This window comes from Opitutaceae bacterium TAV5, assembly GCA_000242935.3.
Classification (GTDB): domain Bacteria; phylum Verrucomicrobiota; class Verrucomicrobiia; order Opitutales; family Opitutaceae; genus Geminisphaera.
The window spans coordinates 6261002-6287413 of the sequence record CP007053.1; the positions used below are offsets into that span (position 1 = coordinate 6261002).

The following is a 26412-nucleotide window of genomic DNA, read 5'->3' on the forward strand; positions in this document are numbered from 1 at the left end:
CCGCCGGCTGGCGCGTGAAAATGTGGCGACCTTACTTCCCGTCCCAGACGGTGCCCGAGGGATTGTCGATGGGCACGCCGACGGCGTTGCCGTATTCGGTCCAGGAACCGTCGTATTGCCTGGCCGGATACCCGAGAATCTGCGTGAGCGCGAACCAGGTGTGGCTGGAACGCTCGCCGATGCGGCAGTAGACGATGGCCGGCTTGCTGCCGTCGACGCCGACATCGGCGTAGAGGGCCTTCAGTTCTTCGGGCGACTTGAAGGTGCCGTCCTCGTTGACGGCCTTGACCCAGGGCACGTTGACCGCGCCCGGCACGTGGCCCGCGCGGATGGAGAGTTCCTTGCTGTTGGCCGGGGCGAAGAGTTTTCCGGAGTACTCGTCCGGGGACCGGATATCGAGGAGCTTCACGTCGGCCTTGCCTTCGGCGGCGGCGACCACGTCGGGCAGGCGCGCGCGGAGGTCGGAGTTGACCTGCGTCACCTGGTACTGCGTCGCGCGGGCGGAGGCGGGAATGGTGTCGAGCGGACGTTTTTCGGCTTCCCATTTCTTGCGTCCGCCGTCGACAAGGCGCACGTCGCCGTGACCGTAGACATTAAAAATCCACGCGCCCCAGGCGGCGAACCAGTTGTTGTTGTCGCCGTAGAGGACGACGGTGGTTTCCGGCGTGATGCCGAGGCGCGAGGCGAGCGCCTCGAATTGCTCTTGCGAGACGATGTCGCGGCGGACCGTGTCCACGAGATCGGAGTGCCAGCTCACGTTGTGCGCGCCGGGGATGTGACCCTGCTCGTAGAGCCCCGGATTGACGGAGACCTCGATGATACGGACGGCGGGATTCGCGGCGTTTTGCGCCGCCCATTCGGTGGTGACGAGCACCTCTTTGGCGGAGACGCTGGCGGGAGTGGCGACTGCGACGGCGGCCACCAGGGCGGCCGCGAGCGCGGAGGCGAGACGGGATTTCATGCGTGTAGTTGTCTGGATATTTTCCGGGTGAAGCCCGTGTAGACGGAGGCAGTGAAAGCGTCCGGAACACGGGGCCGAGAGACTTCCATGAGCATGGTCAGCATCTGCGGTGAGATTACGGGTGACAGAACCTTTTCCTGGCGGAATCAGGAGGCGCACAGGCGCATTAATTCTGACTATTCAGGTAGGAAATAAAATTTGTCAACGCGCCGACGAAAAAAAGATGATAACTTTCACTCAACCCGTTTTTCCAAAACGGGAAACCCGACTCATGAATTCAACGACGAAGGTTTCGTGAAAGCAAAATTCCAATTAAATAGATAAAGATACAAATAAATAACCTCGGAGCAAGCCCCTGGGTATTGGAGCGGCGGCGTCTCGCCGCCGCTCCGACAAGCCGAAGCACGCTCCGGGGTACCACCAAGGGAATGAACGGAGCTGGCGGAGGCAGCCTGCTTGTTTCTTCCGGCGCTTTGTGTCTGGCTGAAGGACGTATCCATGAATCGACAACGCGTACCCGTTCACGGCCTCGATGATTATGCGGAGGCCGTACACCCGATGGACGATATCCATGTGGGGCGTTTCGAGGACACCGCCACCCGGATGCCCAACCGCGTGCCACTGCACCGCCACGACTACTACGAGGTGTTCTGGCTCGATGGAGGAACAGATTTTGAAGGTCCAGACGGTAGGCGAGTATGCGGCCCGGTTGCACGTTTCCCCCGACCGGCTGAGCGAGGCCGTGCGCGAGGCCACCGGCCATCCGGCCGGCGAGCTTATCCGGCAGCGTCAACTGCTGGAGGCCCGGCGGCTGCTCGCGCATACGACACGCTCCGTATCCGAAATCGCCTACGCGCTGAACTTTCAGGACCCGGCATATTTCAGCCGGTTTTTCCGACGGCTCACCGGCCAGTCGCCGGGAGAGTTCCGCGAGGACTTTCTGGCCAAACACCCGCTTTGACCCGTTCAGGGCTCCTCGTTACGCACACCTGGAAGTCGGCGAAGGACCTGCGCCGGCCGCCGTATCTCGTCGTGCGGGTGAAGGTGAACCGGCCCCGCGATTCCGGACCATGAAACCCGACGCTTTCCGTATCGGACCGGCATCGACGCCGGCACGACCGTCATGCGCCGGGCGCCCGAAAACGCGCGGTCGCTCTGGCCGCTCCTTTCCGGCGTGGCGCGCCGTTCCGCAAAAACACAGGCCTGCGCGGGGAAAATACCTGTTGATCCGATTGTCATAAATCCGGTTCCGGATAATGATCTTACCGTGAAAACCACCGAATCCGCCACACTCACCCGCAAATTCGAAATCCCGCTGGCCACGCCCACGGATCTCACCGCGAAAGCCACGAAGGATCTCTCCGGAGCCCTGAACACGCTGCTCGCCGACGTCTTCGCGCTCTTCCTGAAAACGAAAAATTTCCACTGGCATATCAGCGGCCCGCACTTCCGCGATTATCACCTCCTTCTCGACGAGCAGGCGGCCCAGTTGCTCGCGTTGACCGACGACCTCGCCGAGCGCGTGCGCAAGATCGGCGGCACCACGTTGCGATCCATCGGCCACATCTCGCGCCTGCAGCGCGTGCTCGACAACGATGCGGACTACGTCGAACCCCTCGACATGCTCGCCGAGCTGCGCGAGGACAACCAGACGCTCATCGTCCATCTGCGCAAGGCGCATGAGGTGTGTGACGAACACCACGACATCGCCACGGCCAGCCTCATCGAGAACTGGGTGGACGAGGCCGAGCGCCGCGTCTGGTTCCTCTTCGAGACCACCCGCACCGGCACGCCGCGGCACTGAGCGCGGGCCTCCCGCGCCGGCTGACGCATCCTTATGGCAGTTGACTTCAAAGACTACTATGCCGTCCTCGGCGTGTCCCGCGACGCGAGCCAGGAGGAAATCAAGCAGGCGTTTCGCACGCTCGCCCGCAAATACCACCCGGACGTGGCGAAGGACAAGGAAACCGCCGAGGACAAATTCAAGGAAATCAACGAGGCGAACGAGGTCCTGAGCGACCCGGAGAAACGCCGGAAATACGACGAACTCGGCGCCAGCCGGGAGTACGGCGGCCCGGGCCCGGGCTATGCAGGCGCACAGGCGCAAGGCGGTCCGGGTGCGGAGTCAGGCCAGGAATTCCATTTCGGCGGCACCACCGGTTTCAGCGATTTCTTCGAGCAGTTTTTTGGCGGACACGCGGGTCCGGGGCACGCGGCCGGTTATGAGGACATGTTTCGCCGGGCCGGACAACACGGCGCCGCCAGCGGCGAATTTCGAATGCCCGGCGCCGACATCGAAGGCGCCATCCTGGTGACGCTGGACGAAGCCATGCGGGGTTCGTCCCGGCAGATATCGCTCCAGCGCCTCGATCCGGAAACCGGCAAGCCCGAGACCGAGACCTTCACCGTGCGCATTCCCCCGGGAGCGACGGAAGGCCGCCGGATTCGCGTGCCGGGCAAGGGCGGCCGTGGCACCGGTGGCGCCGAGCCTGGCGATCTCTTCCTGCGGGTCCGGCTGGCCGCGCACCCGGACTTCGAGGTGCGAGGGACGGACCTGTATCACGAACTGGAACTTACGCCGTGGGAGGCGGTGCTCGGCGCGCAAATCACCGTGCCCGCGCTGTCCGGAACGGTGAAAGTGCGTGTTCCGCCGGGCACGGGCAGTGACCGCCAGCTTCGCGTGCGCGGGCAAGGGCTGCCGAAGAACGCCGCGGGCGAGCGCGGGGATCTCTACATCATCGTGAAAATCCGTGTGCCGGCGGAAATCACCGCGGCCCAACGCGCCCTCTGGGAAAATCTCGCCCGCACTTCGCATTTCAATCCCCGGCAACACGCGCCCTGATCTCCGCAACCCGACACCGCCATGATCGCCGAAACCGAATCCTGCGCCCTGCAAATTTTCGAACCGGAGCCCGGCGCGATTTTTCCGATCGACACCGCCGCTCGTCTCGCCCGGATGTCGCGGCACAGCGTGCTCGTGTGTTGCCGGCGCGGTCTGGTCACGCCTCGCCTCGATCCTGTTTACGGCGGGTTCTACTTTGATCGGGACGCCATCCGCACGCTGCAGCGTATCGAGTATCTGCGCACCGCGTGCGGCGTGAACCTCGCCGGGATCGAAATCATCCTGAAACTGATGGCGGACGTGGAGGAATTGCGCGCCCTCGCGCGAATCTGAACCCGCGCCCCAAGGATACCGTCATGAACAACCTGCTCCCGCACCTCTATCTCGTCCGGCACGGTGAAACCGCGTGGTCGCTCGCCGGCCGGCACACGGGCCGTTCCGAACTGCCGCTCACCGGGCAGGGGGAACTCGAATCGCGCCTGCTGGGGGAACGGCTGGCCGGCGCCGTTTTCAGCCATGTATTCACCAGCCCGCGACTGCGGGCGCGCCGCACCTGCGAATTGAGCGGACTCGGCGCGGGCGCGACGATCGAGCCGGATCTGGCGGAGTGGGATTACGGCGATTACGAAGGGAAACGCGCCAGCGAGATCCGGGAGGAGCGCCCCGACTGGGATATTTTCCGGGACGGATGCCCCGGCGGCGAAACGCCCGCGCAGGTGTCCGATCGCGCGGACCGGCTCCTCGCGCGGCTCCGCCAGTTGCGAGGGGATATCGCGCTCTTCACCCACGGTCACTTCGGGCGGGTCCTCGGGGTGCGCTGGATCGGCCTGCCGCTGGCGCAGGCCCGGCATTTCCTGCTCGGCACCGCCTCGCTCAGTGTCCTCGGCCATGAGCACGGCCGGGACGAGGAACCGGCCATCGCCCTGTGGGGCGCGGTGTCCGGCGGCCTGCTCGACGCCGGGCGACGCCTGCGCGAGAATGAGGCCGGAATCCTGAAACAGCGTGCCATCGAACGCTGGGAAAATGAGGGAGGCGAGATTCCCGGCCTGCCGGCGAACCATCAGGGAAACCCCGATGCGCTTTAGGCTGGAAGCCCGACGACCTCGCCGGGCCTCCAGCCCGCTTCCGCGGGAAAACACAGACATGGACGGGCAAAGTGCCGGCCCGGATGGTCGCGGGGACGCACTTTGTGGGTAGGTTGGGGTCAACTCATCACATTATGCCAATCTCCACCGTAAATCCCTGCACCAACGAAGTCGTCAAAACCTTCGACGAGATGACGCCCGCCGCCATCGAAACCGCCCTCGCCACCGCCGACCAGGCCTTCCGCTCCTGGCGCACGACCCGTTATGAAGATCGCTCGCTCCTCCTCCACAAGGTCGCCTCGCTCCTGCGCGAGCAGAAGACCGAACTTTCCCGCCTGATCACCCTCGAAATGGGCAAGCTGATCGCCGAGAGCGAAGGCGAGATCGACCTGAGCGCGGACATCTTCGACTACTACGCCGACCACGCGCCCGGCCTCCTCGCCGACAAACCCGTCCCGACCAGACTCGGCGAAGCGTTCATCCGCCACGACCCGATCGGCGTCCTCCTCGGCGTCGAACCGTGGAATTTCCCCTTCTACCAGGTCGCGCGTTTCGCCGCGCCCAATGTGATGATCGGCAATGTCGTGCTGGTGAAGCACGCCTCCATCGTCCCGCAATGCGCCATCGCCATCGAGGAGATCTTCAAGGAGGCGGGCGCCCCCGCCGGCGTTTATACCAACCTGCTGATCCCGGGCGGGAAAATCTCCGCCCTCGTCGCCGACGACCGGATCAAGGGCGCGTCCCTCACCGGCAGCGAGGAGGCGGGCGCGAGCCTGGCGGCAGCCGCCGGCAAGAGCCTGAAAAAATCCGTCCTCGAACTCGGCGGCAGCGACGCCTTCATCGTGCTGGAGGATGCCGACATCGACAAGGCCGTCGAATGGGCCTGGGTCGGGCGCATGAACAACACCGGCCAGTGTTGCGTCGCCGCCAAGCGCCTCATCGTCGTGGAAGCCGTGGCCGGCGCGTTCACGAAAAAATTCGTCGCCCGCATGAGCAATCTGCGCGCGGGCGATCCGCTCGACAAAACCACGCAGCTCGGCCCCCTGAGTTCGGAGGAAGCCGCCGTGCACCTCGACGAGCAGGTCCGGCGCACGGTCAAGGGCGGCGCCACCGTCCTGCTCGGCGGCAAGCGTCTCGCACGCAAGGGCGCATTCTTCGAGGTCACCGTGCTCACGGACATCAAGCCCGACAACCCCGCCTACTACGAAGAACTCTTCGGCCCGGTGGCGGCCATCTATCGCGTGGCCGACGAGGCGGCGGCCGTGGCGCTGGCCAACGATTCGCCCTTCGGCCTCGGCGGCTCCGTCTTCACCCGCGACATCGAACGCGGCAAGCGCATCGCGGGCCGGATCGACACCGGCATGGTGTTCATCAACCACCCGACCTGGACCGCGCCCGAGCTGCCCTTCGGCGGCGTGAAACGCTCGGGCTACGGCCGCGAACTCTCGTCCCTCGGCGTGGAGGAATTCGTCAACAAGAAGCTCATCCGCGTCTCGGATGTGAACGACCCGTTCTGAGCGGCGGCGGAAAAGCGGCCGACTTGGAGGAGCGGCGGCGTCCCCGCCGCCGGACGGGACAAAAGTCCCGCAGGAGTGGGCACGCTGATGCGCGTCCGGCGACGAGGACGTCGGCCGCTCCAATGCCTGGAGTTTGCTCCGGGCATTTTCAGTCTGAAATTCGCGATTGAAACCGCGGATTTCACCGATGGCTGAAGATGATCAGGGCATTACGGTTCCTACGACCGTAACCCGGAACTGTCTGCTCGCCGCGCCGCCCGCGGCCGGACAAGTTCCTCCCTCCGAATCTCCAGCTCCCGCTCATGGAAGGCATCGATCTCATCCAGGACCTCGCCATCACGCTGCTCGCGGCCGGCATCGCGGGCGTGCTCTGCAAGCGCGCCGGCCTTTCCGTCATCGTCGGCTACCTGCTGGCCGGCATCGTCATCGGCCCCTACACGCCGCCGTTCTCGCTCATCACCGACGTGCCGCGCATCGAGACGCTTTCACAGGTGGGGCTCACGTTCCTCATGTTTTCCATCGGGCTCGGCTTCAGCCTCACCAAGCTCCGCCAGATGGGCGCGGGCGCGTTCGTCGCCACGATCCTCGCCGCGCTGCTGGTGTTCAACTTCACGCAACTCATCGGCCTGATCGCGGGCTGGTCACACCTGCAAGGCCTCTTCGTCGCCGCCATCTTCATGGTCTCCAGTTCGGCGGTGGTGGCGAAGGTCGTGCGCGAACTCAACCTGGACCACGACCGCACCGGGCAACTCGCGGTCGGGGTCACGGTCAACGAGGACGTGGTGGCGGTGGTCATGCTCGCCGTGCTGGCCGGGCAGAGCGCCGCCGGGGCCGCCTCCGTCCACCTCGGCAGCCTCGTCACCGGGTTGATCGCCTTCGTCGCGCTGCTGCTGGTCTCCGGCCTGCTCTTCGTTCCCCGCCTGCTGCGGCGGATGGAGCTCGCTCACACCGATCCCGAACTGCGCACGCTGCTCGTCGCCGGGCTGCTCTTCCTCATGGCGCTGGTTGCGGTCAAGGCCGGCTACTCGCTCGCCCTCGGCGCCTTCCTCCTCGGCGCGATCGTCGCGGAGATGCCGCAGAAGCCGGGAATCGAAAAGGCGTTCGCCGGCACGCGCGACATGTTCAGCAGCGTGTTCTTCGTGTCCATCGGCATGATGATCGACGTGCGCCTCTTCGGCGAAGTCTGGCCGGCCATCCTCGGGCTGGGCCTGCTGATGATCGCCGTGCGCGTGGTGGCCGTCTGGCTGGCGCTGATCGCGGTCGGCGAACCCTCGGCGGAGGCCCGCCGCGCCGGACTGATGCTCATCCCCATCGGCGAATTTTCGTTCCTGACCGCGCAGATGGGCGTGAAGTCGGGCGCGCTGCCCGCCAAGGCCTATCCCGTCGTGGTCGGCATCTCGATCCTCACGGTCTTCGTCACGCCCTTCCTCAATCAACACGCCGGCCCCTTGCTGCGCGGGTGCGACCGCCTCGAGCCCGGCTGGTTCAAGCGCGGCCTCGACGCCTGGCACCGGTGGCTGGCGCAGCTCGCCGGGCTGGGCCACGGGCGGCGCTGGTGGGAACTGGGCCGCCACCACGTGATCCTGCTCACCCTGCACCTGCTGCTGCTCACGGGGCTGACCACGTTTTCCGAACTGATCTTCCGATCCATCCAGCAGAGCCCGCTGGCGGCCAACCTCGATCCCCTCGGGTTCAAGGTGATTTTCTGGGTAGTGTTTGGCTGCGTGCTGCTCATCCCGCTGATCGCGCTCTGGCGCGCGCTCTCGGCGCTCGCGACGCTCTTTGCCCGGACGGCCGCCGAGCGCCTGCCGCGTCTGCCGGTGCGGCCGATGGAGGCGTGCGCGAAGGTGCTCGGCGGCGCGGGGCTGGCGTATTACCTTTCGCAGGTGCTGCCCGTCGCCTCGCTCGCGCGCTGGCTCTGGCTCGTGATCCTCGCGGTCGCCGGCGGGGTCGTATTCGTTTTCTACCGCCGGCTCGCCGCGCTTAACGAGAACTGGCAAAGCGATCTCACCGCCGCCTTCGACGGCGGCGCGCCGGCCACTCCGGAAGGCACCGCCGCGCTCGGCTCGCAGCCCTGGGTGGGCGACGCCCGCTCGTGGGACCTCAACGTGCAGGAATGCGTGCTGCCCGAACGCGCCGCGTGCGCCGGCCGCACGCTGGGCGAACTGGATGTGCGGGCGCGCTTCGGCTGCTCCGTCGTGGAAATCGACCGACAAGGAACCGTGCTGATCGCGCCCGATCTCGCGACCCGGCTTTACGCGGGCGACCGCCTCCTGCTGCTCGGGCGAAGCGAAAACCTCGGGCGCGCCCGTGCCGACCTGAGCGCGGGCAAAACTGCAGGCGAGACGCACAGCATTGACGAATGCCGCCTCGAATCGGTTGCGGTGCCTGCGACGTTTGCGGCTGCGCTCACGGTCGCTGAAATGCAGGACGCGGCCGGCAGCCATGTGCTCGTCGTGGGCATCGAACGGGCCGGGGTGCGCCACGTAAACCCGGTGGGCGCCGATCCGATCCGGCCGTCCGATCTTCTGCTTGTCCTCGGCGAGCCCGACAAGGTCCAGGCGCTCCGCCGCTGGCTGGCGTCCAGGTCGGAATGAGGTCCAAAGAACGTTCGCTCAGGGTAATACCGGGCGAGGCCGTGGCCAATCAGGCCGGGGTTGAAACTCGCCTCAATACGCGTAGCTCACTTTTCGGCCCGTTTGACGGGAGCCCCAGGTGTAGGCGAGCCAGGCAAATTCCTTGCGCGGATCGATCCGGTCAATGGCCGGCTGCCAGACTCCGGTGAGCCGGAAACCGGAGTCCGTGCGCTCCAGCGGATAGAGGCGATCGGGACCCGGGTCCGATGGCGCGGAGCCCGGGGGCGGGGAGTCGGGAACGGCGAAATAAATCCGGTGCAGGACGTAAACTTTTGACCACGCCCGACGCCAGGCGGCGAGATGCTCCGGCGGCACGGTGATGGTGGTGACGGGTCGCGTGTACAGGGAGCCGTAATCGTCGGGAAAAGTTTCCAGGTGCGGGCGGGCATGCTCGAACCTCGCCAGGTAATTGAATTCCACATACCGAAGCTCCCTGAAGCTCAGTCCGGAAAACGACTGGCAGAGTTCGACGAGGGCCGCCCCTTCGGTTGCGAGCGTTTCGGGCCGCATGTCGCTCCAGGCCGGAGCGTCGGCGAGAGCCTGGATCATCCGGTCGAGCTCCCCGGTGCTCCGCGAAGCATGCGAGCACCCCGCCCACAGAAGCAGCGGCGGGAGAAGCAGACCGGTGAACAGGAATCGCGCGTTCATGGGAGTAACCGGATGATCATGATGGCAGGAACAAAGAGGATCAGAAACCCGCCGCCACGCCGTCGCGGCGCGGGTCGCTGGCGGCGACGTAGCCCTGATCGGGATCGTCCGAAAGCCGCCAGATGAACTGGCCGGACCCGAATGCCATCGGATCCACACTCGTCTCCGGACGGTGGCCGCGCGCGATCAGGCCGTCGCGGATGTGCGGCGGGAACGACGGCTCGAAACCGACGGTGAGTCCCGTCTCGACTTTCCAGCGCGGCGCATCGCAGGCGGCCTGCGGTTGCTGTCCGTAGGTGAGCATCCGCACCAGCGTCTGCACATGCCCTTGCGGCTGCATCGGACCGCCGACCACGCCAAAACTCAGGACAGGTTTCCCCGCCTTCGTCAGGAAGCCGGGAATGATGGTATGAAACGGGCGTTTGCCACCTGCGACGGCATTCGGGTGGCACGGATCGGGCGAAAAGCCGCTGCCGCGATTTTGCAGCGAGATACCCGTGCCCGGCACGACCACGCCGCTGCCGAACCCGGCGAAGTTGGACTGGATCAGGCTGATCATCCGGCCGCCTTCGTCGGCGGCGGTAATAAAAATCGTGCCGCCGCGCGGAGGCGCGCCGTGGTGGAAATCCGTCGCCCGGTCCAGGTCGATCAGACGCGCCCGCGATTCCAGGTAAGCGTCGTCGAGCAGGTCGGCGGCGGTCACTTCGGTCATGGCGCGGGCGTCGCCGACCCAGCGATACACGTCGGCGAAGGCGAGCTTCATGGCTTCGATCTGCACGTGATGCGACTCGACGGAATCGGGCGGCAGGCTCCGGAGGTCGAGCTTGTCGAGGATGCCGAACGCGATGAGCGCGGCGATGCCCTGGCCGTTGGGCGGGATTTCGTGGACGGTATGGCCGGCGTAATCCTTCGATATCGGCTCCACCCACTCCGGTCTGTATCCGGAAATATCGGACAAGGTCAGCGCGCCGCCGTGCGCGCGGCTGTGGGCGACGAGTTTTTCGGCGAGTTCTCCGCGGTAAAATGCTTCACCGCGCGTCGCCGCGATTTTTCCCAGCGTGGCGGCAGCATCGGCAAACACAAATTTCTCGCCCGGCGCCGGCGCGCGTCCTCCGGGCAGGAACGTTTCGGCGAAACCGGGCTGGTCCCGGAGCGCGGGCACCTGCGCCGCCCACTTGTGCGCGATGTGCGGCGTGATCACGTGCCCGCGTTCCGCGAGTTCGATCGCGGTTTCGAGCAGGTCGGCGAAGGGAAGCCGGCCGAAGCGTCCGGAGAGCGCCACCCACCCGGCGACGGCTCCCGGCACGGTCACGGAATCCCAGCCGCGGCGGGGCAGCCGGCCGCCATGTTTGCGGCGGAAATAATCCACGCTCCACGCCGCCGGCGCGGAGCCGGAGGCGTTGAGCCCGTGCAATGCCGCGCCGTCCCATACCAGCGCGAAGCTGTCGCTGCCGAGTCCGTTGGCCACCGGCTCGACAATGGTGATGGCGGCCGCGGCGGCGATGGCGGCATCGATGGCATTGCCGCCGCGGTGAAGGATGCGCACGCCGGCTTGCGCGGCCAGCGGGTGCGAGGTGGCGACGACGTTGCGGGCGAAGAGCGGGCTGCGCGTGGAGGGCCAGGGATTGTTCCAGTCGAAGGACATGGCGCGGTGAAGGGAGAATCAGATCGATTTCGTAAATTGTTCAGAAATGAATGATAAACGGCTGTGGTTGTTCTTCGTTCTCTTTGTTGCCTTCTGTCCAATTTCCAGAGGTTCCCCCAAGGCTGGCCGTGTGTAATATATTTCTGAATACGTAGCGTTGCGGGTCTCAGGCAGTGCGGATTGGCGGGACGGGCCAGTCGCCGTGCAGGTACCAGACGCCGAGGTCGCGCAGGCGGTAGTCGATCGGATCGTGCAGGGAGTGGGTGCGGATGTTGCGCCAGAAGCGGTCGAGACCGAAACGCGAGGCCGTGGCGCGCGCGCCCGCCGCGTCAAAAATCTGCTCCGCCACTTCCAGTCCGACGCGGGCGTTGAACACCTTGGTCTCGCTGATCGCCAGCGCCAGGCCGTGATGCTCCTCCTCCGGCAAGTCATCCCGCTGCGCCCAGGCGGCATCGTAGCGGGCGAGGACGGCGTCGGTGAGGGCGCGCGCGGCGGAGAGCTGGGTCCATAGATTGCCGTAGCGGTGCAGCACATACGGATCGCGCCCGGCGGATTCGACGCCGGGGGCAAGGTGGGAGCGGGAGTTTTCCAGCGTGTAACGCCGGCCTTCGGCGAGCGCTCCAAAACCGATGCCGAGATAGAGATTGGCGAGGATGAGTTGCGAGATGCCGTTGCGCAGGCCGCCCCGGACTTCGTCGAGCGAGGGTGCATGGGCCAGCACTTCGTCGGGGGCGATGGTCACGTTGTCGAAGCGCACAGTGCCGCTGTCGGTCTGGCGCTGGCCGATGTTGTCCCAGTCGTCGTTGACCGTGATGCCGGCGCGGGCGGTGGGAACAACCGCCATGTGACGGCGCAGGCGGTCGGCGCCGTTGCGATGGAGGGAGACGGTCAGCATGTCGGAGCCGAGCGCGCCCGAACAGAAGCGCTTGGTGGCGGTGAGGCGCAGCGTGCCATCGGCTTCGGTGCGTGTGTCGGGCTCGGTGGCGAGCGGGCTCAGGGCGTTGCCCCAGAACCAGTTTTTTTCGATCGTGCCACGCAGGTAACGTTCGCGCTGGGCCTCGTCGCCGAAGCAGAGGACGCTCGCCACCTGGAGGTGATGAAACCCGAGGATGTGAGCCAGCGAACTGTCCGCCTCGGCCAGGCGACGAATGATTTTGAGGATACGCGACCACGGCAGTTCCTCGCCGCCCCAGGCGCGCGGGACGGAAAGCGTGAGCAGGCCGGCGGCACGGAGTCGTTCACGTTCCTCGCGGGCGTGACCTCCGCGGCGGTCGCGTTCGATCGCGGTGGCGGCGAGTTGACGCGCCACGCGCTCGACGGTTTTATCGAGACCGGATACGGAAAAACCATCCTCGTTCACGCCGGGAGAATAACCCGGCTGATGACAACGCAATCCGTGCCGGACAGTCGGTGAAAAATGCGCCGATATGACGGGAGGAGCATCCGGATGCTTCATGGCCGGACACGGGCGGGTTGATGGACATCGAAGCGGGCGGTGCCGTCGCGGCGGATTTGCTCCGGGAGACCGAGCTCCCATGCGATGTAGTGGCTTTTGAAATCATCGGGGTTGCCGGTCTCTTCCAGCGGACGCCGGTAAACGTCATCGGGCGGCACGGCGAGCCGGATGAGTCCTTTTTCGAGAGGATGCCCGGCGGCCTGCCACGCGGCGAAGCCGCCGGCCAGCGCTTCGACGCGGGCGACGGTCAGCTCCTGGAATTCGGCCTGGGCGAAGGCGGCGAGGTATCCGTCTTCGGATACGAGGACGAGACGATCCGCATCGGGCAGCGCGGGCAGGCCCTCGGCGGCGCGGGCGCGGGGGACATACCATGCGCCGGGAATGTGGCCGGCGGCGAAATCCCGGCCCGGACGCAGGTCAACCACCACGAGTTTCAGGCCGGCGGTGCCGGAGGGGGCCGCCGCCAGCGTGTCCGCATCGATGAACGGCGTTTCGGGCGGCCGGGGCCGGACGGGCGCGGCCGCCGGGCCGGGGACGAGCCGGTCGCCGAGCCCGTCGGCGAGCACCGCCACCTCGCTCCAGCCGAGTTGTCGAAGCCAGGAGGCGGTGAGCGCGGCGCGCACGCCGTCGTCGTCGGCGAGGACGACGCGGGAGGAGAGGACGCCGATGTACTCGTCCGTCGCCTGCACGAGCTGGCCGCCCGCGGCGTGGGCAAAACCGGGCGCGTGGCGCGCGGCGTGCTCCTCCGGGCTGCGCACGTCGAATTTGTACAAGGTGCGCTGCTCCGATTCGGCTTCCCACGCGGCGAGGGCGTCGGCCCCGAAAAAGCGGATGCCGGTTTGCCGCGCGAGGTCCCGGGCGGCCTCGCGGGCGCGGCGATGGTTTTCCGGATCGAGACGGGCGGGAGCGCGGCGGGCGGCGCCGTGTTCGAGCTCGAGGCCGGCGAGGTTCCAGCCGATGTTGCCGTGGCGCAGCCCGACCACGTTCTTGAAAATGCCGGCGTTGATGAGCGCCTGCGTGCCGATGAGGCTGCGCGTGCGGCCGGCGCAATGGATCACGAGTTGCGTGTCGGGCGTGCGCAGGAGCTCCGCGGCGCGCAGCACGAGTTCGGCGCCGGGGATGTTGATCGAGCCGGGTATGGTGGCGGCCTGGTATTCGGCGAACGGGCGATCGTCGATGACGACGAGATTCTCGCCGCGATCGAGCCGCGCCTTCAGCTCGGCGGCGTCGATCTCGGGCGTGCCGGCCTGCTGCTCGACGACCTCGCCGAAGGCCTTGCTGGCGACATTGGTGTCACGAAACAGTTCGCCGCCCGCGCGCCGCCAGTCGGCGAGGGTGCCGCCGACAGCGGTGATGTTGGTGTAACCCAGCGCATTCAGTCGCTCCGCCCCGCGACGGACGAGTCCCTGACCGCCGTCGAAGAGGATGACCGGCACCGAGCGCCGCGGCACGAGAGAAAAAATGCGCTCCTCCAGTCGGCCGAGCGGGAGGTTGACCGCAAAGAGCGGCTTGGAGCGGCCGTGCGGGCCGGCTTCGCGGAGGTCGATGAAGGCGAGTTCGCGTCCGGCGCGAAGGAGTTCGCGAACGGCGGCGGGTTCGAGGGTCGGGAGGCTGGACATGGCGGATGTGGTGGCGGTGCGGTGGATGCGAGGGGGGCGTGGTTCAGGAGACCAGGCCGTGGACCCGGGCAAACGGATCGCGGGCGCTGTTTTCGCGCCATTCGTATTCGGCGGCTTGCGCGATGCCGATGGCGGTATCGCGGTCGAACAGCCGCGCGACGATGGCGAGGGCGAGGTCGATGCCGGCAGCGACTCCGGACGAGGTGAAAAATTTGCCGTCTTCCACCCAGCGTGCTTCCGGCACCCAGTGGACGCCGGGGCCTTGGGATACGGCCCACGGGAAGGCGCGCTTGTTGGAGGTGGCGCGGTGTCCGTCGAGCAAGCCGGCGCGGGCGAGGAGCGCGCTGCCGGTGCAGACGCTGGCCACGAGCGGCGTGGTTTCGGCGAGCCGGCGCAGGGATTCGAGGAGAGCGGCGTTGTCCACCTCGCGACGGGTTCCCTGCCCTCCCGGGACGAGCAGCACGTCGAGCGGACCGGGATCAGCGAAGGCACGGTCGGCGACGGTCGCCGGTCCGTGCGAGGCGCGCACGGAGCCGGGAGCGGCGGCGAGCGTGACGATGCGGACACGCTCGCGCAGGATACTGAAAATTCCGAGCGGACCGTAGAGGTCGAGCGACTGGAAGTCGTCAAAGAGAAATGCACCGATCACGAGCGGGCGTTCGGCGGTGCAGATCGAGGCGGACTGGACGGTGGCGGCGGTGCTCATTTTCAGAATTTACGGTTTCTTCCGGCATCAGGAGAGATCAAACCCCTGTTCGCGGACATACGCGCCGAAGTCGGCGCGGGCGGGCGTGGCGTACTGGCGGGCCTTGTCCTCGGACCAGCCGTAGAAGGCGGCGATGCCGAAACGGCCGGTGTCCTGTTGTTCCGGATACGGAAGACGGGCGGCGCGGTGGCGGTCCCAGGCATCGATTTTTCCGGCGAGTCCGGCGTCGTCGTAGCGGTCGTCGTGGACGTTGAGTTCCAGCGGGAGCCGCGGGACGATGCGGCCGCCGAAAAACGGATAGCCGAGTGTCAGGCCGGCGACAGGGAAAACGTGTTCGGGCAGGCCGAGAAGATCGCTGACGGTGCGGGCGTGGTTGCGGATGGCGCTGATCGGGCAGGTGCCGAGCCCGGCGGCGTTGGCGGCGTGAATGAACGCGCCGAGCACGATGCCGGCGTCGACCGCGGCATTGAAAAATGCGTCGAGGTGGTCGTTGGCGAAGGCGTGGCCGCGCAGTCCGGAAACCTTGCGAAGGCGGCGGTTGTCACCGATGAAGACGAGGAAAACCGGAGCCTCGCGCACCCACGGCATCGACGGAAGCAGATCCGCGATGACGGCGCGTTTGGCAGGATCGGCAACGCGGAGGATGCCGGCCTGCTGGAGATCGCTCTTCGACGGCGAGGAGAGCGCGGCGGCGTAGAGGAGTTGCAGGAGTTCGTCGCTCACGGGCGCGCCGGTGTAGCGCCGGTGGGTGTTATGCTCGAGAAAGCCGGCCAGCACGGCGGCGCCGGGCTGATCGGGCGCGACCGGGAGCGTCGTGCCGAAACGGGCGTCGAGCGCGCGGGCGATGCGTTCGCCGGCGGTGAGGGCGGTGTCGGGGGCGAGGGCGGTGGTGCTCATGCGAGAGCCGGGGCCTTGGCGGCGAGGAGGGCGCGGCCGTTTTCGACGTAGATGAGGCGGCGTTCCTCCTCCGTGAGAATGGCGTCGAGCGTTTCGATGCCTTTCCGGATCGAGGGCATGGGACCGTAGTCGGAGCCGAACAGGATGCGGTCGGCGCCGAAGGCATCGACGGCGGCGCGCACGGAACGCGGCGTGGTCGAGTAGGGTCCGGGATCGAAATAGAGACGGCGGAATTTTTTCACGGGATCGTCCCCGGCGACGCCGGAAAACGCGCCCCACTGCCGGATGTGTTCGGCGACATACGGGATCGCGCCGCCGAGCATGACGATCTGCACGGTGACGTCGGGATAGTCGTCGAGAAAATCGGTCAGGCCGAGGGTGATCGCCCCGGCGGCGAGCTGGCTGTCGCTGAGCAGGCTGGTGCGGGCCCATTCGGTGTCCTCGGGCAGGACGAGCGGCGGCTGGCCGGGAATGGCCGGGCTGGCCGCGCCCCGGTGGATGAGCAGGTGACTGCGGTGTTTTTGCGCGACCTCGAAAACCGGCGCGAGGGTCCGTGCGCCGCGCAAGGTGGCGAAGGCATTGAGCGGAAGCGCCGCGCCGAGGAAACCGGGTTCGGCATGGACGCGTTCGAGTTCCTCCGCGGCCCAGGCGAGATCCGAAGTCGGGAGCGCGGCGAGCGCCGAAAAGCGGTCCGGATGCCGGCGGACGAGGGCGGCGAGGTCGTCGTTGATGCCGCGGAAGAGCGGCTTGATCTCGTCGGCCGTGAGCGCGGCGTCGTAACCGAGCGGCACGGCGTAGGAGAGAATCTGCCGCTCCACGCCATTTTCGTCGAGGTGGCGGAGCCGGGCCTCGACGTCGGTGGCGGTGTCCCAGAGCGGGAACGGATGCGTGGCGGGTCCGGTGGCGTCGGTGGCGCGGGCGATGACGCGCCCGCCGTCGGCATCGGTGATGATACGCGGCGTTTTTGTGCGCTGGCTGAGGATGCGAATCTCGGTCGGCGTGATGACGTGCGTGTGCCAGTCGGTGATTCCGGTGAGTTTTTCAGGCATGGACGGGAGGGTTCGATGTTTGGTTTTTGGCAATGGCAGCGCGCGCGTGGCGATTGGCCGGGCGGGCGAGGCCGAGGTTTTCGCGGAGCGTGCGGCCTTCGTAGTCGGTGCGGAAGAGGCCGCGGCGGCGCAGTTCGGGGATGATGTGCCCGATGAAGTCGTCGAGCCCGCCCGGATACGTCGGAGGCATGACGTTGAAGCCGTCGGCCGCCTGGTTGACGAACCACTCCTCGAGCTGGTCGGTGATCTGCGCGGGCGTGCCGATGATTGTCCAGTGGCCGCGCGCGCCGGCAATGCGGAGGTAAAGCTGGCGGATGCTGAGGTTTTCACGGCGGGCCAGATCGACGAGGATTTTCTGGCGGCTTTGTGGTCCTTCGGTCCCGGGAAGATCGGGCAACGGTCCGTCGAGCGGGTAGCCGGAAAGATCGACGTTGCCGAGAAGGCTGGAGAGCTGTTTCAGGCCGACTTGCGGGTGGACGAGTTTTTGCAGGTCCTCGTATTTCTGGCGCGCTTCTTCCTCAGTGCGTCCGATGACGGGAAACACGCCGGGCATGATGACCACCTGGTCGGGAGTGCGCCCGTATTTGGCGAGCCGTCCCTTGAGGCTGGCGTAGAAGGCGCGGGCGTTGGCGAGGGTGGTGTGCGCGGTGAAAATGGCTTCGCCGGTTTTCGCGCCGAGTTCCTGGCCGTCTTCGGAGGAACCGGCCTGCACGAGCACCGGGTGACCTTGCGGCGGACGGGCGATGTTGAGCGGGCCGCGCACGGAAAAATGTTTTCCGCGGTGGTCGAGAACGTGAAGTTTCTCCGGATGGAAAAAGCGTCCGGTGGCCTTGTCGCGGATGAAGGCGTCGTCTTCCCAGCTGTCCCAGAGCCCGGTGGCAACATCGACGAATTCTTCGGCGCGGGCGTAGCGGTCGGCATGCGCGTAGTGGTGATCGAGGTTGAAATTGCGGGCCTGGATTTCGGTGGAGGACGTGACGATGTTCCAGCCGGCGCGACCACCGCTGAGGTGATCGAGCGAGGCGAAGGCGCGGGCGAGCGTGTAGGGCTCGTTGAAGCTCGTGGACGCGGTAGCGATCAGACCGATACGGTCGGTCACGGTAGCGAGCGCGGAGAGCAGCGTGAGGGGCTCGAAGCCCGCGCCGCGTCCGGTGAGGGACAGGGTGTCGATGTCTTCGGAGCCGTGGACGACGGCGCCGTCGGCGAGGAAAAGCGCGTCGAACCGCGCCTGCTCGGCTTTTTGGGCGATACGGCGGTAATAGTCGAAATCGAGGTCGCCGCCGCTCACGGCGTCAGGGTGCCGCCAGGAGGCGACGTGGTGGCCGGTGCCGGCGAGGAAGAGACCCAGCTTGATCTGGCGTTGGCGGGAAGTGCTCATGAGTGTGGTCAGGTTGGTGTTCGGTGTTCAGGGTTTGGCGTGCTTGGGCGGGTATCCGGTTTTCAGGCGAGGACAGCCGTGTTTTGCCGGGCGCGGGCATGGCGGCTGACGGGGCGGGCGAGGCCGAGATTTTCGCGGAGCGTGCGGCCTTCGTATTCGGTGCGAAAGAGGCCGCGGCGTTGCAGTTCGGGGATGACGAGGTTGGCGAAATCCTCGAGACCGCCGGGCAGATACGGAGCCATGACGTTGAAGCCGTCCGCCCCCTGTTTGACGAACCACTCCTCGAGCTGGTCGGCGACCTGGACGGGTGTGCCGATGACGGTCCAGTGGCCGCGGGCGCCGGCGATGGCCTCGTAGAGCTGGCGGATGGTGAGGTTTTCGCGCCGCGCAAGGTCGATCATCACCTGCTGGCGGCTCGGGCTGCCGTTGGTCGAGGGCAGGTCGTCGAAGGGCAGCGGACCGTCCACCGGATACGGTGAGAGATCGAAGTTGCCGAGCAACGCGGAGAGGAGCGAAAGGCCGACCTCGGGCTGGATGAGAGCGGTGATCCGCTCGTATTTGTCGCGGGCTTCCTGCTCCGTGCGGCCGATCCAGGCCTGCACGCCGGGCATGATTTTCACCTGGTCGGGGGTGCGTCCGTATTTGTGCAGGCGGCCCTTGAGGCTGGCATAGAAGGCGCGGGCGTTGGCCAGACTGGTGTGCGCGGTGAAGATGACCTCGCTGGTGCGGGCGGCGAGTTCCTGGCCGGCGTCGGAAGAACCGGCCTGCACGAGCACCGGATAACCCTGCGGCGGGCGGGCGACGTTGAGCGGACCGCGCACGGAGTAATGGGCGCCGCGATGGTTGAGAACGTGGAGTTTTGCCGGATCAAAATTGCGTCCGGTGGTCTTGTCGCGGATGAAGGCGTCGTCGTCCCAGCTGTCCCAGAGCCCGGTCACGACATCGACGAATTCTTCGGCCCGGGCGTAGCGGTCGGCATGGGCATAATGTTCTTCGAGATTGAAGTTTTTCGCCTCGAAGAGATTCGAGGACGTGACGATGTTCCAGCCGGCGCGGCCGCCGCTGAGGTGATCGAGCGAGGCGAATTTGCGGGCGAGGTTGTAGGGTTCGTTGAAACTCGTGGACGCGGTGGCCACCAGGCCGATGTTCCGGGTGATGGCCGCCAGCGAGGAAAGCAGCGTGATCGGCTCGTATTGCGAAAAACCGTGCGCGGTGCGGCTGAGGACATCGGTCTCGCGGCCGTGAATGCCGGCGCTGTCGGCAAGGAAAACGGTGTCGAATTTCGCGCGTTCGCCGAGTTCGACGAGGCGGCGGTAGTGTTCGAAGTTGAGGTGCCCGTCAGCGGTGGCATCGGGATGGCGCCAGGAGGCGACGTGGTGGCCGTTCGGATAGATGAAGAGGCCGAGCTTGATCTGAGGTTTTCTGGCGGAGGATGAAGTGCCCATAGGTGTGGAGGCGGGTGTGGATCATTGATATCCTGACTCCGGGTCTTCGGCATTCTCCGTCCGCCGTTACGCTGTTGCATAAAAACGGATACGGATTCTCCGGTCCGGAGCGCCTCCACCGGTGTGGTGGGCTGTGAGTTTTTTACGTTTTATGAAACGCGCCGCGGAAGCTCCCGAAAACCGGGTGGCGTGAGAATCCGCTCGCGGAAGGCCGGCATGAGGGCCGGCCGGTGCAGACTGTCGAAATGAAAATGGCGGCGGGCGCGATCAGTTGGCGGCCGTCGCGGAAGATGTCGGTGAAGGCAAGGCCGCCGCATCGGGACCAGCGGATGCGGCGGCGGGGATCGTCGCCGTCACCCCCTCGTGCTTGCGGCCGCGCAAGGTGATGGACTCGATGACGACACCGAGCTCCCCCGGTGTTTTCAGCCAGGGAGCGTTGCCTTCGTAGCGGGAAGTGCCGCCGGCAAACTCTCCGGTGGCGACGTTGGCGACCGGTGCGAGGATGAGAAACCGTTCCCGGCCGTCCGCCGTGACGCGGAACTCGAACCCTTCGGCCGACGTTTCCAGAGCGGAAGCGCCGTCGGTGTCGAGTGTCCGCAAGGTGAGGATGCCCTCGTCGCGGTCCACCGAGAGTTCGATGTGATAGACGCTGCCTTCGGGCGAGAAGAGCACCGCGCCGCGCTCCCGGGCCGCCTCCTTGGCGGCGGCAATCACGGCAGGGTCGCCCGGTTTTTTCGAGCAGCCGGAAACGGAGAAGGCCGACATCGCGACGGCCAGCAGCAGGACCGGCAGGGACCTTGCATGAAATGCCGGTCGAACCGGGATGGAAAGCAGGCGGACAAGAACGGAAGAGGACAGCATGGTGACAGAAGTTACAGAACAGGTGGATGGCGGGTTGGAAACGGGTGGACAGAGCATTCAGTGCGGAGGAGGCGGCGCCAGGGCGGCTCCGTCCGCCTCGCGCTCGGTCCGGGCTTTTTGGCGAAGACGGGCGGCTTCCTCCGAAGCCCAGGTGGCAAGCCGTGTCACCTCCTCCGCCGTCAGTCGGGCGTCGCCATGCAATCGCAGATACGCGGGCAGCGGCATGCTGCCGAAGGCGATGGCCTCGCTGACCGAATCCCAGCGCCGGGAAAGGCGTTCGCTGGAATATTCGGGCATGGCGTTGAAGTCGAGCCGGCGCAGGCCGCCGCGCACGTGAGTGTTGATGTACCAGCCGACCGGCTGCACCTCCGCATACCACGGATAGCGGGTCGTGCGGGAATGGCAGTCGAAACAGCTGTTTTTCAGGACCGTTTGAATATCCTCCGGCACGCCGAGAGCGCCCAGCGGATCGGGTCCGCCGGCGGCGCCGGGCGGCGTAATGTTTTTTTCAGGACGGGCAAACTGGATGACGAGGAACAGACCGGACGCGGCCAGTGCATAGTTCCGGATGCGCCGGCCCAGCGTGGAAGGCAGCTTCTGCGGCAGGGAGCCTGACGGGATGGCGGGATTTCCGGAATTGGACATGGACGGAGGAAAAGAAACAATGCGTAACAGAAAAATGAATACCGGTTCAGCGCGCCTTGTATTTGTTGAGGACGAGACCGACTTCCCGGTTGAGAATCTCCTGCTTGCTCGCCGCGTATTCCTGGCGGATGGTCACCGCCTCCAGAAACAGATCAGGCAGGCGCGCCGCCGCCTTCCTGCCGGCGGGCGTGCGATAAAAGGCGAGCAGTTCCTCGAGTTCTCCGGCCGAAAAGACGCGGACGTAAGCCTGTGCGAGACGCGGCCGGATCTCCTCCCAGCGGATTTCGCGCTCGAACCATTTTTCGAGCGCCGTCCGCACCGCCTCGATGCCCTCGCTCGGGAATCCGCTGGCTTTCAGCTTCGCCGCCAGATCATCGACCGTGCTGTCGAACTCGGTTTTCAGCCCGCCTCGCGCATCCGTGACGTCAAGGATCTCGAACGCCAGCGTCGTCGCAACGCCATCGGGGTCGTTTTTTATTCCGGTCACTTCCCCCGCCACCGGCCCCGCGGACGGGGTTCCCGGCACCGGAGCGGGCTGCGCGGCAGAGCGGGGGACGAAGAGAGCGGTGGCCAGGCAGGAGACCGATGCGGCCGTTCCAAAAATCAGGTGGCCCCCTGAAAACAGTTTCTTCATGTAAAAAGTCAGGTAAACGAGCAATGCATGGAGTCAAGACAGATCACGATTAATTAATACTTTTTTAGTATTGTTTTGTTACTTGTTTATTCAAAGATAGTTAATTAAAATATCATTTTATAAAAAAACTGAATCAGAAATTCTTATACCCGAATTTTTTAATTTATTCTTGCTTTACCAATTCAATAATCATACCAAGGTGATCTGAAATAAAACCGGGCTCGACGAGAGCCGCTCTACACCGACCAGGCAACTGGAGGCGTTTCTGCCACGACCTTCCATGTTCGCCTTTTTTCATTTTTTCCGACTGCCCGCCGCCCGCGCACCACACAGGCGTGCCAGCGTACAGACGGAGAGTTTCCGGCACAGTTCGCGTCCCGACCAAGGGAGCGGCTTTCCCGGATTGAATCCGCACATCGATCGTGTGCCGGCCGTATCCGTATCGCCGTTGCGATCCATGCCAGGATTCTCCAGTAACCGCCACCGCCGCTACCACCACTTCAAGCGGGGCTGTTGTTGAAGTTTGCTCCCGACGAAACGCGCGGAGCCCGGCCGTTTCCGGCCGCTCTCCCGCATCCCGCGTTCTTACCCGGCGCTTCCGGGCAATCCGCGGCTCCCTCCGTCCGTCCGCTGCTCCCGCTCTCGCCATCCCGGCCGCGGGGGGGGGCGGCATCCACATCAACTACACATTAATGAACAGATACCGCAAGCTCACCACCGCCGCCCTCCTCGCCGCGGCCACGACGTTCGGCCCCGTGGCTCCCGCCCGCGCCGACGAAGCCGCCCTCCAGAAGCAGATCAACGATCTGCAGGAGACCGTCCGCCAGTTGCAGGCGCAGCTGGAGGCCGACCGCGCCGAGAGGAAAAAATTCCTCGACTCCTCCCGCGAGGCCGCCGTGGCCGACACCACCCCGGTCCGGAGTCCGTCCTCCTCCTCCCGCACGCCGGGCATCGACCCGTCCTCCACCTCGCTGGACGGCGTGCGGCGCGACACGTTTGCCACCAGCGGCGTCAGCACCGCGACCGCCGAAGATCTCGAATCGGTCCGCGAACAGATCGGCGACCAGCTCGACCGCCGGCTGCGCGTCCGCAACGGCGTCGGCGTCGTTGTCAACGGCAGCGCGATCGTCCGCTACACGGACGACGAGAATCCCAATACTTCCCGCGGTCTCACGATTCCCTCGGCCACCCTCGGTTTCAGCGGCAGCCTCCGCTCGGATCCGGTTGACGAGGGTGACGTCAACTACTCGCTTTCCTTCAACTATGGCACCGGTGCCAGCGGCAGCGTGAACGATGCCTGGGTGCAGTGGAATGTGAAAACCCTCGGCAAGGGCGAGCTCGAGCCCGCCTGGACTCTCGGTTTCACACTCGGCCAGCAGGCCGTCCTCTTCGGTAACGACAACACCGGCAACGAAGAAACCCGCCCCACCATCAATACGGCCGGTTATCTGGGAGAATTCCGCACTCGCGACATCGGCCTGACCGCCACCGGCGGCTTCAACTGGAATTACGACGCCTCCGCCCCCGCCGGTCTCGAAAACGTCCCCACGATCGCCTACACGCTGGGCGGCTTCAACGGCAACGGCACCGGCGCCGAGGACAACGACGACAAGGCCTTCCTCGGCAAACTCGTCTACGCCCCCTTCACCAAATACAACACCTTCTTCCAGGGCCTGAAGTTCGGCTACTCCTATATCCAGTGGGATTCCGGCAGCGGCTCCGGTCGTATCAGCAACAAGCTCAACAGCATTCACGCCGAGTGGCTCAAGCTCCCCTTCCTCGTCACCGCCGAATACGTCTGGGGCGAAGGCTGGGACCAACGCGGCCCGGGCTTCGGCCCGGCCGTGGACAAGGACGACTTCGTCTTCACCGTCTTCTACCGCCCCGGCAAGCTTCCCGACTTCGAGCCGCTCTTCCGCTACGACCGCTTCCGGCAAAACAAGGACCGCTCCGACAACGGCCTGCGCGAGACTTACACTGTCGGCTTCAACTACTACTGGTGGCAGGTCGATCCCGTTGTCCGCCGCACTTACGAGACCACCAAGACCGAGCGCGTGATCAAGCTCCAGGTGAACTACAACTTCGTGAAAGACGACACCACCGCCTGGGACGACAACCAGTTGCTGACCCAGCTCGTTTTCAACTTCTGACCCTCCTCCCTCGCCATCCGCTTTTTCCTGCAACCGGGAAAACCTGACATCATGAAAAACAAATACCATATCCGCACCAGGACCGCGGCCACGCTGGCCGCTATGACCGCCCTCGCCTCCCTCGTCGCCACCACCACCGCCTCCGCCGCTCCGAAGAAACTGGATGTCATCAACATCCCGCTCAACTCGTGGACGTCCATCGCCGCCAAGAAAGGCTGGCTTCAGCAAGAGTACGCCAAGTACGGCACCCGCGTCTCCCTGCTCGACCAGGGAACCGCGGCGGTCGCCGGACAGGAAGCCGCCCTGCTCGCCCGCGGCGACCTGCACTTCGCCTCCCGCATGTCCTACCCGGCGCTCATCCACAAATCCAACGGACTCGATGCCCTCATCATCTGGCAATCCGAGCAGTCCGACATCTACCGCACGCCTCTCATCGCACTGCGCGAATCGCCGCTCGAGAGCATCGCCGACCTGAAAGGCAAAAACTTCGGAGGAAGCCGCGTCGGTTGCGGCTGGAGTTCTCCCTACGAAGCGCTCCGCGACAATGGCCTGCCGCTCGACACTCCCGTCAAGCGGGGTGAAGTGCGTTTCACGACCATTTCCAGCTCCACCGGCCTGACCTCGGCGCTTCTCGGCGGCAAGATCGACTTCACTGCCACGCATATCGCGCTCGGCGGCTGGGCCAATCTCGTCACCCAGGGTGTCATCAAGGTCATCGGACGCAGTCCGGCGGATGGAGAATACGTCAAGGGCGCAGGCCGCCCGGCCTTCTTCGCACTCACCAGGTTCGCGAACGAATATCCCGAGCTCGTCAAAGCTTTCCTCGACGTCCGCGCCCGAACCACCAAGTGGATCGTCGAGAATCCCGACGAGGCCGCATCCATCATCGCCCGCGAGACCCGTGTGCCTCGCTACGTCGCCAAGTTCATGATCACCGACGCCTCCGCATTCGACTTCATGGCCGGTGAACCCAGCTACGAGACGGCCGTCGCCAGCATCAAGTCGTTCCAGAAATGGTATAAGGAAAACGACGACGATATCCTCGCCAAACAGTCTCTCTCCGACGCCCAGATCGAAGCCTTCGTCGACAAACGGTTTTTCAAAGGAGGCGAATTCTCCATCTACAACTGATCCGCCATCGTATCCGTTTCTCCAGGCGCCACCGCATGGACGGTCGTCCAGCGCCGTCCATGCGGTTTTTCCTGCCGTTTGTTTCAACTCTGTCCACGCCTCACCCGTTTTCGTCCGCAGCTCCGATTCCGCAATCCGTATCCGCATTTTCATGAATTCCGTCACTGCCGCAACTACCGCCGCCACCTCGGGCGCCGCCGTTCCTTCCGCTCATCCCGAAGCCTCCGGCGTGGCGCCCCGGACGCGCGGCGCCTCCACCGTCACCACCGCAGCCGGAAGCCGCAAGCGGTACGCGCGGATCAAACCGGGCTATGTGCTTCCGGTCATTCTCCCGATCGTCATCCTTGCCGCCTGGCAGCTCGCCACGACCAACGTCTGGGTGCCGCCGATCATGCTGCCCTCGCCCGTACGCGTCTTCAACACCGCCCGGGATCTTTTCGCGGACGGCATTCTCTTCAACGATTTTATCACCAGCATCACCATCGTCATCCAGGGGTTTGCCTGGGGCTCAAGCATCGGCCTCGTGCTCGGCGCCTGGGCCGGTCTTTCGCGCCACGTCGAGCGTTTCTTCGGACCGACGCTCGATGCCCTCCGCTCCGTGCCGCCGCTCGCCATCCTGCCGCTCATCATTCTCTGGGCGGGCGTCGGCGATCTCGGCAAGGTCATCGTCATCTCGAAGACCGTGTTTTTCCCGGTCTTTCTCAACACCGTGCAAGGCATCCGCTCCGTACAGAAGGAATACGTCGAGGTCGGCCATGTCTTCAGGCTCACCCGCTGGCAATTTGTCCGCAAGATCATCGTCCCGGGCGCCCTGCCCTCGATCCTCGTCGGCGTGCGCTTTGCCGCCGGCCTCTCGTGGGCAATGATCATCGCCGCCGAAATGCTCTCCGGTCACGAAGGCCTCGGCTATCTGATCCAGCGCGCCCAGGACCTCCTCTTCACGGACCAGATGTTCGTCGCCATCTTCGTCATCGCCGCCTTCGGCCTCGGGCTCGACCTGATTCTCCGCCGCATCGAACGCCGCCTCCTCCGCTGGAAACAGGGTTATGTCGGATGACGCCCCGTATCCATTTCCATAACACCACTCCCTGACAGCCCGCTTCAGAT

The 26412-nt window shown here is 65.5% G+C and carries 23 protein-coding genes; 10 read left to right on the top strand and 13 right to left on the bottom strand.

Going from position 1 to position 26412, the window contains the following annotated elements; genetic code table 11:
- Positions 1-31: 31 nt before the first annotated feature.
- Complete coding sequence (locus tag OPIT5_26470) at positions 32-961, bottom strand: sulfurtransferase (protein ID AHF93234.1); 930 nt, start codon at positions 959-961, stop codon at positions 32-34.
- 658 nt (positions 962-1619) lie between these two features.
- Between OPIT5_26470 and OPIT5_26475 the strand changes: the two genes are divergently transcribed.
- The 7 genes from OPIT5_26475 (at position 1620) to OPIT5_26505 (ending at position 9002) form a co-directional block, all read left to right on the top strand.
- A complete protein-coding gene (locus OPIT5_26475; GenBank protein AHF94774.1) occupies positions 1620-1922 on the top strand; it encodes a hypothetical protein in 303 nt (100 codons plus the stop codon).
- A gap of 306 nt (positions 1923-2228) precedes the next feature.
- The gene (locus OPIT5_26480; GenBank protein ID AHF93235.1) at positions 2229-2765 is read left to right on the top strand and encodes a DNA-binding protein; all 537 of its coding nucleotides are present in this window, start codon (positions 2229-2231) and stop codon (positions 2763-2765) included.
- Positions 2766-2798: 33 nt separating this feature from the next.
- Positions 2799-3803: a molecular chaperone DnaJ gene (locus tag OPIT5_26485; GenBank protein ID AHF93236.1), complete on the top strand. Its 1005-nt coding sequence runs from the start codon at positions 2799-2801 to the stop codon at positions 3801-3803.
- A gap of 78 nt (positions 3804-3881) precedes the next feature.
- Complete coding sequence (locus OPIT5_26490; protein AHF93237.1) at positions 3882-4136, top strand: MerR family transcriptional regulator; 255 nt, start codon at positions 3882-3884, stop codon at positions 4134-4136.
- Between the two features lie 23 nt (positions 4137-4159).
- Positions 4160-4888: a phosphoglycerate mutase gene (locus OPIT5_26495; GenBank protein ID AHF93238.1), complete on the top strand. Its 729-nt coding sequence runs from the start codon at positions 4160-4162 to the stop codon at positions 4886-4888.
- Between the two features lie 134 nt (positions 4889-5022).
- Positions 5023-6405: a succinate-semialdehyde dehdyrogenase gene (locus tag OPIT5_26500; GenBank protein ID AHF93239.1), complete on the top strand. Its 1383-nt coding sequence runs from the start codon at positions 5023-5025 to the stop codon at positions 6403-6405.
- Positions 6406-6707: 302 nt separating this feature from the next.
- Positions 6708-9002, top strand: a complete 2295-nt coding sequence (locus tag OPIT5_26505) for a sodium/hydrogen exchanger (protein AHF93240.1) — start codon at positions 6708-6710, stop codon at positions 9000-9002.
- Positions 9003-9074: 72 nt separating this feature from the next.
- Here OPIT5_26505 and OPIT5_26510 read toward each other — a convergent pair whose 3' ends face one another.
- The 12 genes from OPIT5_26510 to OPIT5_26565 all read right to left on the bottom strand — a co-directional run bounded on the left by OPIT5_26510 (position 9075) and on the right by OPIT5_26565 (position 22024).
- The gene (locus OPIT5_26510) at positions 9075-9689 is read right to left on the bottom strand and encodes a hypothetical protein (protein AHF94775.1); all 615 of its coding nucleotides are present in this window, start codon (positions 9687-9689) and stop codon (positions 9075-9077) included.
- Between the two features lie 40 nt (positions 9690-9729).
- Entirely contained in the window at positions 9730-11334 is a 1605-nt protein-coding gene (locus OPIT5_26515) for a gamma-glutamyltransferase (GenBank protein AHF93241.1), read from the bottom strand.
- Positions 11335-11500: 166 nt separating this feature from the next.
- Positions 11501-12790, bottom strand: coding sequence for an acyl-CoA dehydrogenase (locus OPIT5_26520; GenBank protein AHF93242.1), 1290 nt, complete (start codon positions 12788-12790; stop codon positions 11501-11503).
- A complete protein-coding gene (locus tag OPIT5_26525) occupies positions 12787-14409 on the bottom strand; it encodes a sulfurtransferase (GenBank protein ID AHF93243.1) in 1623 nt (540 codons plus the stop codon). The genes OPIT5_26520 and OPIT5_26525 overlap by 4 nt, the downstream gene beginning before the upstream one ends.
- A gap of 43 nt (positions 14410-14452) precedes the next feature.
- Complete coding sequence (locus OPIT5_26530; protein ID AHF93244.1) at positions 14453-15055, bottom strand: dimethyladenosine transferase; 603 nt, start codon at positions 15053-15055, stop codon at positions 14453-14455.
- A gap of 87 nt (positions 15056-15142) precedes the next feature.
- The gene (locus tag OPIT5_26535) at positions 15143-16012 is read right to left on the bottom strand and encodes a nitroreductase (protein AHF93245.1); all 870 of its coding nucleotides are present in this window, start codon (positions 16010-16012) and stop codon (positions 15143-15145) included.
- On the bottom strand, positions 16009-17061 hold the full coding sequence (locus tag OPIT5_26540) for a hypothetical protein (protein ID AHF94776.1): 1053 nt from the start codon (positions 17059-17061) through the stop codon (positions 16009-16011). The genes OPIT5_26535 and OPIT5_26540 overlap by 4 nt, the downstream gene beginning before the upstream one ends.
- Positions 17054-18439: a monooxygenase gene (locus OPIT5_26545; protein ID AHF93246.1), complete on the bottom strand. Its 1386-nt coding sequence runs from the start codon at positions 18437-18439 to the stop codon at positions 17054-17056. The genes OPIT5_26540 and OPIT5_26545 overlap by 8 nt, the downstream gene beginning before the upstream one ends.
- Positions 18440-18501: 62 nt before the next feature.
- Positions 18502-19851 (bottom strand): monooxygenase, encoded by a 1350-nt coding sequence (locus tag OPIT5_26550; GenBank protein ID AHF93247.1) that lies wholly within the window; start codon positions 19849-19851, stop codon positions 18502-18504.
- 300 nt (positions 19852-20151) lie between these two features.
- Complete coding sequence (locus OPIT5_26555) at positions 20152-20802, bottom strand: hypothetical protein (protein AHF93248.1); 651 nt, start codon at positions 20800-20802, stop codon at positions 20152-20154.
- On the bottom strand, positions 20803-21390 hold the full coding sequence (locus OPIT5_26560) for a hypothetical protein (GenBank protein AHF93249.1): 588 nt from the start codon (positions 21388-21390) through the stop codon (positions 20803-20805).
- Between the two features lie 46 nt (positions 21391-21436).
- Positions 21437-22024 carry a hypothetical protein gene (locus tag OPIT5_26565; protein AHF93250.1) on the bottom strand — a complete coding sequence of 196 codons (588 nt, stop codon included), beginning with the start codon at positions 22022-22024 and terminating at the stop codon, positions 21437-21439.
- Between the two features lie 692 nt (positions 22025-22716).
- On the opposite strand from OPIT5_26565, the gene OPIT5_26570 reads away from it, so the two are divergent.
- The 3 genes from OPIT5_26570 (at position 22717) to OPIT5_26580 (ending at position 26362) form a co-directional block, all read left to right on the top strand.
- A complete protein-coding gene (locus tag OPIT5_26570) occupies positions 22717-24174 on the top strand; it encodes a porin (GenBank protein ID AHF93251.1) in 1458 nt (485 codons plus the stop codon).
- 51 nt (positions 24175-24225) lie between these two features.
- Positions 24226-25305, top strand: a complete 1080-nt coding sequence (locus tag OPIT5_26575; GenBank protein ID AHF93252.1) for a nitrate ABC transporter substrate-binding protein — start codon at positions 24226-24228, stop codon at positions 25303-25305.
- 151 nt (positions 25306-25456) lie between these two features.
- Positions 25457-26362 (top strand): ABC transporter permease, encoded by a 906-nt coding sequence (locus OPIT5_26580; GenBank protein ID AHF93253.1) that lies wholly within the window; start codon positions 25457-25459, stop codon positions 26360-26362.
- The last annotated feature ends 50 nt before the right edge of the window (positions 26363-26412 follow it).